Source organism: Pseudohongiella sp. (assembly GCF_011050365.1).
Taxonomy (GTDB): domain Bacteria; phylum Pseudomonadota; class Gammaproteobacteria; order Pseudomonadales; family Pseudohongiellaceae; genus Pseudohongiella.
In genome coordinates, this window is sequence record NZ_DRFV01000010.1 from 20,372 (window position 1) to 33,753 (window position 13,382).

General features: G+C 55.5%; 13 protein-coding genes. 1 reads left to right on the plus strand and 12 read right to left on the minus strand.

The genetic code is table 11. The features are described 5' to 3' along the window. Positions 1-22: 22 nt before the first annotated feature. Entirely contained in the window at positions 23-364 is a 342-nt protein-coding gene (gene fliT, locus ENH71_RS08755; RefSeq protein ID WP_294134495.1) for a flagellar protein FliT, read from the plus strand. A gap of 27 nt (positions 365-391) precedes the next feature. Here the strand turns inward: fliT and flgL are convergent, their stop codons facing one another. The 12 genes from flgL to ENH71_RS08815 form a co-directional block, all read right to left on the minus strand. Beyond that, positions 392-1,636 (minus strand): flagellar hook-associated protein FlgL, encoded by a 1,245-nt coding sequence (flgL, locus tag ENH71_RS08760; RefSeq protein WP_294134491.1) that lies wholly within the window; start codon positions 1,634-1,636, stop codon positions 392-394. A gap of 19 nt (positions 1,637-1,655) precedes the next feature. Beyond that, a complete protein-coding gene (gene flgK / locus ENH71_RS08765) occupies positions 1,656-4,337 on the minus strand; it encodes a flagellar hook-associated protein FlgK (RefSeq protein WP_294134489.1) in 2,682 nt (893 codons plus the stop codon). A gap of 1 nt (position 4,338) precedes the next feature. Beyond that, complete coding sequence (flgJ, locus tag ENH71_RS08770) at positions 4,339-5,241, minus strand: flagellar assembly peptidoglycan hydrolase FlgJ (protein WP_294134487.1); 903 nt, start codon at positions 5,239-5,241, stop codon at positions 4,339-4,341. Positions 5,242-5,251: 10 nt separating this feature from the next. Beyond that, positions 5,252-6,388 (minus strand): flagellar basal body P-ring protein FlgI, encoded by a 1,137-nt coding sequence (locus tag ENH71_RS08775; RefSeq protein WP_414704704.1) that lies wholly within the window; start codon positions 6,386-6,388, stop codon positions 5,252-5,254. A 54-nt stretch (positions 6,389-6,442) separates the two neighbouring features. Then, on the minus strand, positions 6,443-7,117 hold the full coding sequence (flgH, locus tag ENH71_RS08780; RefSeq protein ID WP_294134483.1) for a flagellar basal body L-ring protein FlgH: 675 nt from the start codon (positions 7,115-7,117) through the stop codon (positions 6,443-6,445). 25 nt (positions 7,118-7,142) lie between these two features. Then, on the minus strand, positions 7,143-7,928 hold the full coding sequence (gene flgG / locus ENH71_RS08785) for a flagellar basal-body rod protein FlgG (RefSeq protein ID WP_294134481.1): 786 nt from the start codon (positions 7,926-7,928) through the stop codon (positions 7,143-7,145). 36 nt (positions 7,929-7,964) lie between these two features. Continuing rightward, positions 7,965-8,705, minus strand: a complete 741-nt coding sequence (gene flgF / locus ENH71_RS08790; RefSeq protein ID WP_294134478.1) for a flagellar basal-body rod protein FlgF — start codon at positions 8,703-8,705, stop codon at positions 7,965-7,967. A gap of 38 nt (positions 8,706-8,743) precedes the next feature. Beyond that, a complete protein-coding gene (locus tag ENH71_RS08795) occupies positions 8,744-10,783 on the minus strand; it encodes a flagellar hook-basal body complex protein (RefSeq protein WP_294134475.1) in 2,040 nt (679 codons plus the stop codon). Between the two features lie 47 nt (positions 10,784-10,830). After that, positions 10,831-11,508 (minus strand): flagellar hook assembly protein FlgD, encoded by a 678-nt coding sequence (locus ENH71_RS08800; protein WP_294134473.1) that lies wholly within the window; start codon positions 11,506-11,508, stop codon positions 10,831-10,833. A gap of 21 nt (positions 11,509-11,529) precedes the next feature. Then, positions 11,530-11,970 (minus strand): flagellar basal body rod protein FlgC, encoded by a 441-nt coding sequence (flgC, locus tag ENH71_RS08805; RefSeq protein WP_294134468.1) that lies wholly within the window; start codon positions 11,968-11,970, stop codon positions 11,530-11,532. A gap of 2 nt (positions 11,971-11,972) precedes the next feature. Continuing rightward, positions 11,973-12,371 carry a flagellar basal body rod protein FlgB gene (gene flgB, locus ENH71_RS08810; RefSeq protein ID WP_294134466.1) on the minus strand — a complete coding sequence of 133 codons (399 nt, stop codon included), beginning with the start codon at positions 12,369-12,371 and terminating at the stop codon, positions 11,973-11,975. A gap of 140 nt (positions 12,372-12,511) precedes the next feature. Next, positions 12,512-13,378: a CheR family methyltransferase gene (locus tag ENH71_RS08815; protein ID WP_294134460.1), complete on the minus strand. Its 867-nt coding sequence runs from the start codon at positions 13,376-13,378 to the stop codon at positions 12,512-12,514. Between the last annotated feature and the right edge of the window lie 4 nt (positions 13,379-13,382).

Sequence of the window (13,382 nt, forward strand, 5' to 3'; positions counted from 1 at the left end):
AGGCATAACGGAATCGACTCGTATGGCTTTTCCAGATCAAACCGAAATTCGCGCCACACAGCTAGCAGCCTGGAAACATATCATGGCGCTATCTGAGCAATTACTGCACAGTGCAAGGCGCCAGGACTGGGATAACCTTGATCGTCTGCACGGCGAACGTGAGCAGGCACTGGAACACTTTTTCCGCGAGGCCCTGATCCAGGATCTGATCCCGATCGTTCAGCAGGATATCAAAAAAATTCGTGACCAGGATAGCGATATTGTTCAGATGGTAAAAAATAATCGCGACGAACTCGGCGCCGAATCACGACGCCTGAATCTGATGAAAAATCGCATCAAGGAATATTTATCGGCAGATAAATAGTTTCTTTAGGATGAACAGCAAATATTTTTAAAAGTAGTTAAAAAGCGATAATTTGCTGACTTTGCTGAAGCTGGCCTGCGCCGCTTCCAGTACAAAGGTTTCCTGTGTCAGTTGGCTAATTGCTTTGGCAATATCAAGGTCCTCCAGCTCCGACAATGCGGTATCAATCACCAGGTCAAAATCATCATTGCTGGATTTCGCGGACTCCACCTGATTCAGACGCGCGCCAATAGCAGCACGCGTATCCAGCAGTTTGCCCTGGGCACCGTCCAGATTGGTAATGGTCCGGCTCAGGGCCTGATCCCTTATCTGCCGGTCGGCTGTGGAGTTGCCCGTCTGCTGCAATACCTGGATATAGTCTTCAATGCCGCCCAGCAGGCCCTTGCGATTGTCCGACTCCACCATAAACGTGTCACCCGGTGCCGGCTTCCCCTGAATACGGACTGACAGCCCGTTAAATTCAATGTTGTTGCCAGAGACATAACGCAGGTTCTCGCTGATCACGCGCCCGTCGGAAACCTGCCGGATACTGAAATTGACCCCGGGTGGCGAAACCTCGTTTTCCGAGTTGAATTCAATCACCGCGCTTTCCGGGTAAAAACGCTCGAACTGTTCGCGGTCGCGGATGACACCGCCATCCATGCGAGCCGGTGGAACCGCCGTGTTACGTTCGCTGGCACTGGCCCTGAAGCCCGATTCCACACCGGGAATATTCATGAATACTTCGTAGCCCGAGTCGTTGGCGGCAATCGAAGTCACCGGCCCTACCTGGATAAAGCGCTGGCCTTCATCCCCCTGGTAGGCGTATCGACCGTCGGCACCTTTCTCAAAAGGCTGTGTCTTGCCCTGGTAGCCGGAAAACAGATACTCACCGCTGGCATCGCGACTGTTCATCAACTGCGCCATACCATCGACCAGAGATTGCAACTCTACCGCGATAAATTTGCGCTGATCCTTGTTCAACGCGGCATTACCTGACTGGGTAATCAATTCCTGTGCCTTTTGAATCTGGTCACTGATACCGGCTATAGCCGTTTCTTCGCGCTGCAGACGATTATCAAGCGTAGACAGGCTGTTGTTGAACTGGTTGGTATTGGCCTTCTCCTGCCTGAGCTGCAGGATTCGGGCAGCCGCAATTGGGTCATCGGCAGGTGACAACACGCGCTTGTTGGTGGAAATCTGCTGTTGTGTGTGATTGGCTGCTTTCTGCACATCCAGCATGGCATTCAGGCCGCGGTTGTAGATCTGACTGGTTGATAGTCTGACGGTCATTTAAAGGTCACCTCGACTTTTACATATTCAGCAGGGTATCGAAAAGATCCCGTGCCAGCCCGATCAGTCGCGCGGATGCATTGTAATGTTGTTCCAGTTGAATCAGGCGCGCGGCTTCTTCTTCCAGGTTCACGCCAGACACCGATTGCATCGCATCCATTGACTGACGCAGCATGGATTCACTGGCACTCTGATTGACACGTGCCTGACTGGTCAGAATACCCAGTTTTTCTGCCAGCTGGCCGTAGGCATCCTGATAAGACAGATTGCCGTCAGACAAGATTGATGTGCTCGCCAGCGCCAGCATGGCCGAGCCATTACGACTGTCTGCAGATCCATTCTTGTTATAGTTGACAGTAAAGGTATCGCCGGCCTTGGGCTGACCTTCAAGGCCGCTGCCACTGGTCATGTTGATCTGTATGCCGAGAAAGTTCTTGTTTGCTGTTGGCGAGGCACCAAACCGCCCGGCGCTGATATCAGAACTTAACGTCGTGTTGGCGGCCATCTGCACATCGATCTTGCCACCGACGGTGAAGTTTACTGCGGGGTCGGCCGGGAGTGGCGCCGTCACCAGATCTGCATCATCCCCAACCGTCAGCGAACCGCCACCATCAACACTGAATTTCAGATCGATACCGGTATTGGCAAAAACGCTGAGTGTAACGCCGTCACTTTTGGCGCTGATCCCCAGAGCAGCCAGGTCCGGGTTGCTGTTAATCCTGTCGCGCAGGAAATCCGCCGTCAGCGGCACTGGCACATCCTGCGCGACTGATTCACCCGGCAATACATAGTTCGGGTCGGTAATATCGACACCGTTCAAAGTCAGTTGCAAGGCTTCTCCCGGTGCACCGGCAGTAAAATCCTGCAGACTGGTTCGGGTATAGGCCGTGGCATTGACACCACTGAGTGCTGACAACCGGCTGGCTGTGACCGAGGCCTGCTCACCGGCGGCAGCGGTCACACTTTGCTGATTGATGAAACCGGTGTCTGGATCGGTTGTCTCCAGCCTGATGGTTTCACCGGGGTAACCGTTGCCCGTTGATGGCAGCTGCAACAGGCCCGCCACGGCAGTGTCAGTACTCACCGTGGTCCCATCAGGGTCTGTGGGCAGCAATGGATTCTGTGACCCCGGCACAAAGGGTAAATTGGTCAGTGGCGGCTCCAGCTGCACCGGGTTTGCCGGATTGGAATAGTCCAGCACATCATAGGTCGTGGCCGACGTAAACCGAATACCCAGCGGCGGACTGAAACTGCCATTTTTGGCAAATAATGCGGTATCGGTGCTGATAACCCGGGTAGCCAGTATCTCAGCCCCGCCCTGATTGGCGCTGGCGGTATCAATACGTAGCGGCGAGGCAAAAGCAAACTCTTCCGGTCGAGTAATCTGCATCTGCATCTGCCCCACTCCGCTACGGGTCGGTTGCAACAGAAAGCGGTCACCGGCAGTGAATGTGCCTGCATCAATATGCAGGGTAAAGCCGTCGATGCTGATCTCCTGCGGACGGGCGTTGCCGAGCATGCCCTTTTCCATGACCTCACCGTCGGATTTACGCACAATATTGTATTGCTGCCCGCCCGGTCCCGGAAATGTCAGCTCATAGTCGCTAATGGTCAGGGATGCAAGGTCATCAATGGTAATGCTCATGTCTTTATTGAAAGGAGGCGAATTCCGGCTGTCGTCCCTAACACGACTGCTGGCCAGCGAAGCTTCATTAATATCCGCAAAGACATTGCCGCCCAGACTGCCCTCAAGGTCCATACCCAGCCTGTTCTGCTGATTGATGCCCTCGGTGATTGCCAGACCTATACGCCCAAGGGAATTCAGCGCCGGGTCTAGCGCCTCGTTGCGAAAACGCACCAGACCGCCCAGCTCGCCACCGGCCATCTGTCGGGTAATATTCTGCAACTCCGTACCTTTGCTGAAAAACAGCTCATATCGGCTGGAGTCCTGATTGCCCGGACTCGCGACCAGCTTCTGCGTCTCCGACCCAACCACCAGTGGCTGATTCTGGCCAATAAAGACATCCATGCCGCCGTCTTCTCGATTGATCGTGGAAACGTTGACATACTTTGACAATTCACGAATCAGAGTATCACGTTCATCCAGCAGGTCATTGGGGCTCTGCGCTGTTCCTCCGCCCTGGGAGTCCGCAATAACCTGGTTGAGTTCGGAGATCTGCTGGCCTAATGACGTGACTGCACCGGCCGCTGCCTGCATCTGTTTATTGACTGACAGGTTCTGCTCCGACAGGCGCGACTCCACACCCTCGAAACTGGACACCATCTGCTGGCTCTGGGACATTAATAACTGACGGCCCAACAATGAACCGGGGTCATTGACAGCCTCATTCAGCGCATCAAAATAATCATTCATGGCCCTGGACAGACTGGTCTGTTCGGATGCCAACAGGTTGTTGGTCTGCGAGATATTGAACAGGTAGGTATCATGATTGCTGAGTGCGGCGATATCCTGAACGACCTGGTCAACGAGAAACTTTTCCGTGTTACGGTAAATATCATTGACCTGCACCCCCGTACCCAGATAGCCCGCTGGAGTGCTTATAGAAATGGTGGTCGACTGCGATACAGACTGACGGCTATAGCCTTCTGTGTTGGCGTTGACGATATTGTTACCGGTCACTGACAGGGCCGTCTGGTTCAGGCGAATGCCGCTAATGGCGGTATTGATCAGGTTGCTCATCTCAGTTCACTCCCAGCGCACGGCTTCGCAGTACACGACTGATCTTGTCCGCGTACTGCGGATCAGTGGCGTAACCCGCGTCCTGCAGGTGCTGACCAAACGCATCGGCATTAGCTGCATGTTGCAATGCCGGAGCGTAACGTGGCTGTGAACGCAACAGGTCCACATAATCACGGAAACTTTCTTCGAATGAACCATAGGCACGGAAGTCAGCTCGCTCACGCTGCATGGCACCGTCGCGGAATTCCAGCGTACTGACACTGACGCTGTCGCCCTGCCAACTGTCGCCGGCCTTGATGCCAAACAGGTTGTAGCTGGGCTTGCCATCCGTACCGATGATCATTTTCTGTCCCCAGCCAGTCTCCAGCGCCGATTGCGCTACCATGACGCGCGGATCGATACCCAACTCGTGAGCAATCGATTTCGCGATGGGCAACAATTTCTCTACAAACGCGTCAGGTGACTCAAATACGAAATTGTCAGCTACCTGGCTCGCGGGCACACCCGGCTCGTTGCGAACAGCGGAACCGGGATAACGACGCACATCGTTTAGCGCACCATCAAATGCCTGACGATCTACGGCCGGTGGTTCATAACGCTGCATCAACTGACGATGCAAGGTATCAGCCAGACCAATACCGCCCGCATTGGCAATATCCAGACTGATCTGGTTGTCGAAACTTTCCTGATGAAACTTGGTTTCATTGCTGCGCAGGTAATTCTCGGAGAATAACGCTTCCTCACCGGCGCGCATGCCTTTGAGCATGATGTTGATAAACATGGATTCAAACTGTTTGGCCACCTCACGCAAGGCTTCCGGCGAATTCTCACGCCCGAGCTGGGTGATCGAGTTAAGACCACCCACGTTGGTGTAAACAGAGGCATCTTGCATGCTCAGGGTCATGATGCCGTCCTCAGATCACAATCAGGTCGGCGCGCAGGGCACCGGATTGTTTCAGGGCTTCAAGGATGGCAGCCAGATCGCCCGGCGCTGCACCCACCGCATTAATGGCCTGCACAATATCGGCCAGCGTGGTGCCGGGATCAAACAGGAACATGCGACTGTCTTCCTCGGTCACGTTGATATTGGTTTGCGGCACGACCACGGTTTCACCGTCGGAGAACGGTCCGGGCTGACTGACGCCAAAACTTTCCGAAATGGTCACACTCAGGCTGCCATGCGTGATCGCCGCCGGCGACACCCGCACATGCTCACCAATCACAATGGTACCGGTACGTGAATTGACGATTACCCGCGCCGATGCGTCACCCTGTTCGATCTGAATGTTTTCCAGTTCGGACACATAAGCGACCCGGGCCTGCGGATCAGCCGGGGCGCGGATGCGGACAGAAACAGCATCGACTGCTTCCGCAGTGCCCGCGCCCATGAAATCATTGACGGCCCTGGACAGACGACGCGCGGTGGTGAAATCAGCACGCTTGAGATTGAACGTGATGTGGTCGCCGACATTAAACGCTGTCAGCACCTCACGCACCGTCTGCGCACCACCGGGGATGCGGCCCACACTGGGGATGTTGATGGTAATGCTGGAGCCGTCGGAGCCTTGCACACCCAGACCACCCACGATCAGGTTACCCTGGGCTATGGCGTACACCTCGCCATCAATACCGGTCAGCAAGGTGCGCTCCAGGGTTCCGCCACGCAGACTTGCTGCGTTGGCCAGTGACGATACGGTGATGTCAATGTTCTGCCCTGGTTTGGTGAATGCAGGCAGTTCGGCCTGTACCGAAACGATGGCGACATTGCGTAACTGGAAATTCTGGCCCGACGGCATGGGTATACCGAACTGATCCAGGTAGGCGGCAAACGATTCCGCTGTAAACGGTGCCTGTGTGGTCTGGTCACCCGACCCGTCAAGACCCGTCACCAGGCCGACCCCGGTCAGCTGGTTGGACTGCACGCCATTGAGCGTGGCAATGTCCTTGATGCGATCAGCGTGCGCCGGTGTCACCAGCAACAGCAATTGCATGGCAATCAGGAGGCCGGCAAGCAACGACTTCTTAAACTGACTGTGCTGTTGTATGAACATGTGATGCCTCAGGTTTACGTTGACTGGTAAAAATGGTTTACAGGTGGCCGGGCGTTACAACGGCCACCAGTTGCTGACAAAGAACCGGCTTAACAAACCCGGCTCATTACTGTCGGCGAGGGTACCGGTGCCACTGTAGGCGATACGGACATCGGCCACCCGGCTCGACTCAATGGTATTGTCCGGCGCGATATCGGCGGTGCGGACCAGTCCGCTGATGCGGATGAATTCACTGCCGCGATTGATCTGCAGCCATTTTTCACCGCGCACTTCCAGCAGACCATTGGGCAACACATCAGTGACCGTCACGGTAATATTGCCCAGCAACTGGTTACTCTGATCGCTGTTGGCGGAGCCGTCGAATTCGGAGCCCCCGTTAACGCCGGTAGTGGTGTCAAATACATTGCCCAGTAAGGTTGAGTTACCCACATTGGCCGAGCTGTCGCGGCTGAACGACGTACCTGAAGACTTGGTGGCGCTGGTCGCTTCATTGAGATTGATCGTCAGTACATCACCCAGGCGGTGCGCCCGGCGCTGATACAGATTAATAGCCGTTGCCTGTTGGTAAATGGCACCATCGGCGACTCTTGCCGGCGGCTGCTGCCAGGACGACACCGGTGCGTAGCGCGGATCATCAGGACTCGGCGGCGCCGGGTAACGCGAGGCGCACGCGGCCAGTATCAGCACCGGCAGCAGGGTCAGGATCTGTATCATTTGTCGCTTGGGCATCACGTTTATCCTCAATTTGCCGGGCTTACAGATTTTGCGTAATGAACTGCAGCATCTGGTCAGCACTCGATATCACCCGTGAGTTCATTTCATAGGCGCGCTGCGTGGTAATCATGTCCACCAGCTCTTCCACCACTTCCACATTGGAATTTTCCAGAGAGCCCTGAACGATCAGGCCCAGACCGTTAGTGCCTGGCGCCGACTGCTGCGGGTTGCCGCTGGACACAGTCTCTGCATACAGATTGCCACCGAGTGACTGCAGGCCTGCAGGGTTAACAAAATCGACCAGCGTCAGGTTGCCGATATTGACCGGTTGCGCCTGTCCGGGCAGCTTTGCAGTGACCACACCATCGGTACCAATGGTCAGTGACTGCGCGCCTTGCGGCACAGTCAGTCCCGGGTTGATCAGCATGCCTGACGCCGTCACCAGCTCGCCGTCAGCGCTCAGGTGGAACTGGCCATCACGGGTGAAAGAGGTGCTGCCGTCCGGCATCTGTACTTCGAAGAACCCACGACCATTGATTGCAGCGTCAAGCGGTTCGCCGGTGTTCTGCAAAGCGCCCTGGCTATGAATCTTTTGTGTGCCCACTACGCGAACACCGGTACCGAGCTGCAGGCCAGATGGCAGCTCTGTATTCTGGGTTGAGTTGGCACCGGGCTGACGCTGGATCTGGTATAACAAATCTTCGAACACTACACGGTCGCGTTTGAAACCATTGGTTGCCACGTTCGCCAGATTGTTGGAGATCGCGGTCAGGCGCTTGTCCTGAGCGGCCAGGCCGGTCTGTGATACGTAAAGTGCTGAGTGCATGTTGTTAACTCCCCTGAGGGTCTGCTAGCTGTCTATTTACTGGATTTGCAAAAGCCGTGCCGATGCTTCGGAATTCTGTTGCACGGTTTGCATAAGTTTCACATTCATTTCATAGGCGCGGGTCAGACTGATCATCTCCACCATGGAATTAACGACGTTCACGTTGCTGGTCTCCAGATAACCGGAGACCAGTGTTACCGCGCCGTCGGCCACGGAATCCGTGCCGTCAGCGCGGCGAAACAGGCCGTCACCACCCTTGATCAGTTGCTCGTTGCCCGGGTCCACCAGCTTGATTCTATCGATGGCCGCCAATACTTCAGCGCCCTGACCCAGCTCCCGGATCGACACCGTTCCGTCACTGCCGACGGCAACTGATTCGTACGGAGGCAAGGCGACTGGACCATTGTTGCCGAGCACCGGCAACCCGCTGCCGGTCAACAGTTCGCCAAACGGGCTGACCGACAGATCGCCGGCACGGGTGTACGCTTCGGAACCATCAGGTGCCTGCACCGCAATCCAGCCCTCACCCTGCACCGCCATGTCCAGCGCATTGCCGGTTACCTGCAACGAGCCGGGCGTAAAGTCACTGGCGGGATTTTCAGCCATGCTGAACACTCGCGAGGGCATGCCCGGTCCGAACGCTTGCATGGAGCGCGCCTGCTCCAGGTCAGCGCGAAAACCGGTGGTGCCGGCATTGGCCATGTTGTGCGCATGGATGGTCTGCGCCCGCATGGTCTGCGAGGCGCCGGTCATGCTGATGTAAATTGCTTTATCCATGGTGTACTCCGGTTTTCGGCGGGCCGTTAGCGATTAACTTACAGGTTGATGATGGTTTGCGTTGCCGTATCCTGCGCCGAAATCACCTGGGCCGCGGCCTGGTAGTTACGTTGCGAGATGATCAGCTGCACCAGCTGCGCCGGCAGATCGACGTTGGAGTCTTCCAGCGCACCGGACTGGATGGCGCCCAGACCTGCGGTACCAGCGCCCGAGACTGACGCAGTACCCGACTCACTGGTTTCGCCAAACTTGGTGCCGCCCAGATTGGACAACCCGGCCGGGTTTGAGAAATTGGCCAGCGCCACTTCACCCAGAGCCCGTGACTGACCGTTGGAGAATCGTGCCGATACCAGGCCTCGGTCGTTGATTTCCAGACCGGTCAACTGTCCCTTGGCAAAACCATCCTGATTATTCGACTGTACTGAGAAGTCACCGCCAAACTGGGTCAACTGGCTAAGGTCAATGGTGAAGTTTGAGTTGGTCAATTGCCCGGCGACATTGGGGTCACCCGGAATCGGTCCGGCACCTTGCTGTCGGCCCAGACTGTCTACCGGCGTCCAGTTGGTGATCTGAATGGGGCTCTGGTTCGGATCGTAAATACCATTATTGTCGAAGCGCAGGTCGAAACGTGCGAGTACCGGCTCACCATCGGTGGAGTTGGGGTCATAACCAATATTGCGATTATCCACCTGCAGGTAAACACTCCACAGGTTGTTGCTGTCGGTTTCATCCGGACGCTCCTTGACGAAGTACTTCGTCAGTGAATGCTGGTTACCCAGTGAGTCATAGATGGTCACAGCGGTGGAGCGATAATAGGTATCCGGATTTCCAGGATCAAACTGATTGGTTGAAAACGGTATACCATCAAGGGCATCTTCGGCGCTGATGTCACCAAAGATGCTGCCGGTCACCGTGGTTTGGTCAATGGCATTACCCTCGCTGTCTTCAGTCGCCGCCGTGAAGGTAACATTCTCTTCCAGCGTAAAATTCACAATACCGCCGACCAACACGGAGTCACCGGTCGCGGTATCAACAGTCACCGGACCATCTGTCGAGCGAGTGTATTCTTCATCGGTGCTGTCGTATTCAGAGCCGTATACGTCAAACGTGCCAGCCCCGGTTGCGCCGCCGTGGAAGCGAAGATCCGCACCGGTGTTGTGCGTCACCTCAAGGTCAGTACCACCCACAACGCGGGCGCTGACGTTGGTGACAGTGGCATTGATGGAGTCTGCCAGTGTCTGCAATTCGTCAGCCACCACAGCTGGTGCGGTAAAGTCGGCAGCAAAATTGAGACCGCCAATGTTGAAATTGACGGGACCGGCATTGAAGTTGGTCAGATAGGCGACACTGGTGGCACGGGCCGTGACACCGTTGACGGCGGAGAACTGCTGCGCAACGGCATTGGCCGAAGAATTTGCCGCTACATCTATCAGGCGCGTGACATTGTCGCTGCCCAAGACGCTGATACTGTTGGCCTCATAACCGTTTTCCAGCGCATCACCTGCAGTGATTGCCACCGGCGCGCTCGAGCGGCCATTGTTACTGGTGATGGTGGTGCCAACCAGCGCTGAAGGCTGCGCACTGGCATCCAGGTTGATCACCGAAGACACCGTCGTGGTTGCGCGCGGAGGAATCTCACCGGTGGTGACGCGCAGGTCTTCCAGGGGGCCGCCGCCGGTAGGCTGACCGGTCGGAGAAGGCGAAAAGCCCTGCAAACGCTCACCGGCCCCGGTTACAATGAAGCCGTTTCTGTCGGTACCAAAGGCACCGGCCCGGGTATAGCTGACGCCGGACTCGCCACTCAGCACAAAGAAGCCTTCGCCGTTGATGGCCATGTCCAGCGTACTGTTGGTAAAACTGATATTGCCCTGGTTAAAGTTCTGTTTGATCTCTTGCAGGGAGACACCACTACCAGCCTGGGTGCCACCGCCGCCCAATACTGATGCGGCGTATACATCACCAAACACTGTGCGTGATGACTTGAAGCCGGTTGTGCTGGAGTTGGCAATGTTGTTACCGGTGACGCTGATTTCCTGCTGCGCTGCATTGAGCGCACTCAATCCGATAATAAAACTCATGATGACACCTCTTCTGCTTAATCTTTATTAAAATGGTATGTTTGGTATTAATTGATCTGGATAATGTCATCCATGGCAACCTTGCCGATGCCCGCCAGGTTGAGCGTCAGAGAACCACCGGATTCGATGGTTACGCTGTTAACATTGGCGCTCAGATAAACCGGTACGCTGCTGGCTTCTCCTCCGCTGGAAGCGGATACTTCAAAATAATAATTGCCGGGCGGAAAGCGCTCATCGTTGGCATCGGTGCCGGTCCAGATGAACTCCTGCTGTCCTTCGGGTTGTTGCCCCAGTTCGAAACTGTCAACGATTTCGCCACCTTTGTTGTAGACGGTCAGTGACGCTGACTGTACGGCATTGTCGAACTCAGCCAGCACGCTGATGCCACCGGATTCACCCAGCGGACTGAAATCAGATTCGACGTGAACCAGTCGCCCGACCAGTGATGTTGCCTGCAAGTTCTGAGTTGACTGAAACGCCGATGCAAACTGTTCAAAGTTGCCGCCCATCTTCTGGGTTTCTTCCAGCTGTGAGAATTGCGCCAGCTGTGCAACAAACTCCCCGTTCTCTTCAGGCTTGGTCGGATCCTGATTCTCCAGCTGGGCAACCAGCAGTTTCAGGAAAGCGTCCCGACCCAGCTCATTATTGTTGGGCGCAGTGTTTTTCTCAGCCGGCGCGTATTCAGTCAGCACTCTGTTCAATGCGGTGTTGTTGTTAATTTCCATGCTCTATACTCCTCTGGCCGCTTAACGCTGACCCAGCGTCAATACACGCTGCATCATGGTTCGGGCCGCTGACATAACATCCACATTGAGCTGAAACGCCCGTGACGATGAAATCATGTTGGTCATCTCTTCCACGATGTCGACATTGGGATAAAACACGTACCCCTCCTCGTTCGCCATCGGGTTGCCCGGTTCGTAGCGTGGCTGCAATGGTCGTGCGTCCTCCACGATGCCGGCCACCCGAACACTGGTAGAGGCGGCGTTGTGTGCCGGCTCGGCAAAGGCATCCTGCATGGCCGAACTCATCACCGGCATAAACACCGGATGGCGGGCACGGTAGGTCTGGTCGGCACTGCTGGCAGCGCTGTTGGCATTGGCCATGTTGCTGGCGGTGGTATTCAAACGCAGTGACTGTGCGCTCATGCCGGATCCGGCGATATCAAAGACACCCATCAGGCTCATGCTTACTCTCCTTTCAGGGCTTTGATCATGCCCGTGAACTTGCCGTTGAGAAACTGGAAGCTGGCCTGATGCTCCAGCGCGTTGCGGGCAAAGGCCGCATTTTCGATTTGTTCGTCGACGGTATTACCGTCCAGCGAAGGTTGTGATGGCACCCGGTACAGCGCCGCCGGATCATTCAGGCCGGGCATGCCGGTGATGTGACGGCTATGGGTCTGCTGCATGGCAACATCGCTGCGACCGGATGTGGCCTGCGCCAGCACACTGCCGAAGTCCATGTCGCGGGCTTTGTATCCGGGGGTGTCAGCGTTGGCGATATTGCTCGCCAGCATGGTGGTACGCTGGGTGCGCAGCATCAGCGCCTGCTCGTGAACACCTAGTGCATTGTTGAAGTTTAAGGCCATCGGTTGATTCCTGCTGTTAACGTTGCCGATTCAAGACAGCAAGAAATAGCAAGACCCGTGCCAGTAATTAAACTGGTTATTTTTCAGAAGGTTAAGAAGAGAGAAACACTGCAGCGGCAAGGGATTGCCTGAGATTTGGTCTACGCTTTGCCGCCTGGCGGCAATTGGTTTCGATAGACACTGGTATGAACGCTGAGGCGCTCCATACTGTACTCATTACTAATGGTCGCCGGCAAGGATTCCGACGCACCCAGTAGAAGGTACGAGTCCGGGTTCAGGCTGTTGCGCATTCGGCGCAGAATATCCGCCTTGAAATCGGCGGCGAAATAAATCAGTACATTACGACAAAAGATAACGTCGAAGCGTCCCAGACTGCCATAGGTATCCTGCAAATTGAGCGGCCTGAAGCTGACCCGCTTGGTAATGCCGGATTTAAGTCGAAATCGCCCCTGGGGCAGTTCATCAAAGAACATCTGCCGGCGCGCATCACTGAGCCCCCGGCTCACGCTCAAACCATCATACTCTGCCTTCCTGGCATTGTTCAGCATGGACGCGGAAATGTCGGTGCCAATGATTTCCGGGTCGCGCATGAACACGCCGGGATGCCTGGCTTTGAACTCCTCGAAAATCATGCTGATGGAGAAAGGCTCTTGCCCCGACGAACAGGCTGCCGACCAGATACGTAAACTGCTGCGTTTTTCTTCCAGGATGAGCCTGGGCAGAATCACGTCACGCAGAGCATCGAATGGCGCACTGTCGCGAAACCAGAACGTTTCATTGGTGGTCATGGCGTCGATGACTTTTTCACGCAGCCCCGGCACCGCATGCTGATTGATACGACTCACCAATGCGCTCAGGGTCGTAATCTGGTGTTCTTCCAGAATGCGCCGGATACGGTTTGCCACCAGATACTGCTTATTGTCACCTAAAACGATGCCGCAGGCCTGACTCAGGAAGGTCCGGAACACCTGGTAGTCTTCCGCTGCAAACTGTTGTTCGTCAGTCATAGTT

Excerpts from the sequence above, each read along its gene's own strand:
- fliT (WP_294134495.1), top strand. The coding sequence starts at position 23 with ATGGCTTTTCCAGATCAAACCGAAATTCGCGCCACACAGCTAGCAGCC.
- flgL (WP_294134491.1), bottom strand. The coding sequence starts at position 1,636 with ATGACCGTCAGACTATCAACCAGTCAGATCTACAACCGCGGCCTGAAT.
- flgK (WP_294134489.1), bottom strand. The coding sequence starts at position 4,337 with ATGAGCAACCTGATCAATACCGCCATTAGCGGCATTCGCCTGAACCAG.
- flgJ (WP_294134487.1), bottom strand. The coding sequence starts at position 5,241 with ATGACCCTGAGCATGCAAGATGCCTCTGTTTACACCAACGTGGGTGGT.
- ENH71_RS08775 (WP_414704704.1), bottom strand. The coding sequence starts at position 6,388 with ATGTTCATACAACAGCACAGTCAGTTTAAGAAGTCGTTGCTTGCCGGC.
- flgH (WP_294134483.1), bottom strand. The coding sequence starts at position 7,117 with ATGCCCAAGCGACAAATGATACAGATCCTGACCCTGCTGCCGGTGCTG.
- flgG (WP_294134481.1), bottom strand. The coding sequence starts at position 7,928 with ATGCACTCAGCACTTTACGTATCACAGACCGGCCTGGCCGCTCAGGAC.
- flgF (WP_294134478.1), bottom strand. The coding sequence starts at position 8,705 with ATGGATAAAGCAATTTACATCAGCATGACCGGCGCCTCGCAGACCATG.
- ENH71_RS08795 (WP_294134475.1), bottom strand. The coding sequence starts at position 10,783 with ATGAGTTTTATTATCGGATTGAGTGCGCTCAATGCAGCGCAGCAGGAA.
- ENH71_RS08800 (WP_294134473.1), bottom strand. The coding sequence starts at position 11,508 with ATGGAAATTAACAACAACACCGCATTGAACAGAGTGCTGACTGAATAC.
- flgC (WP_294134468.1), bottom strand. The coding sequence starts at position 11,970 with ATGAGCCTGATGGGTGTCTTTGATATCGCCGGATCCGGCATGAGCGCA.
- flgB (WP_294134466.1), bottom strand. The coding sequence starts at position 12,371 with ATGGCCTTAAACTTCAACAATGCACTAGGTGTTCACGAGCAGGCGCTG.
- ENH71_RS08815 (WP_294134460.1), bottom strand. The coding sequence starts at position 13,378 with ATGACTGACGAACAACAGTTTGCAGCGGAAGACTACCAGGTGTTCCGG.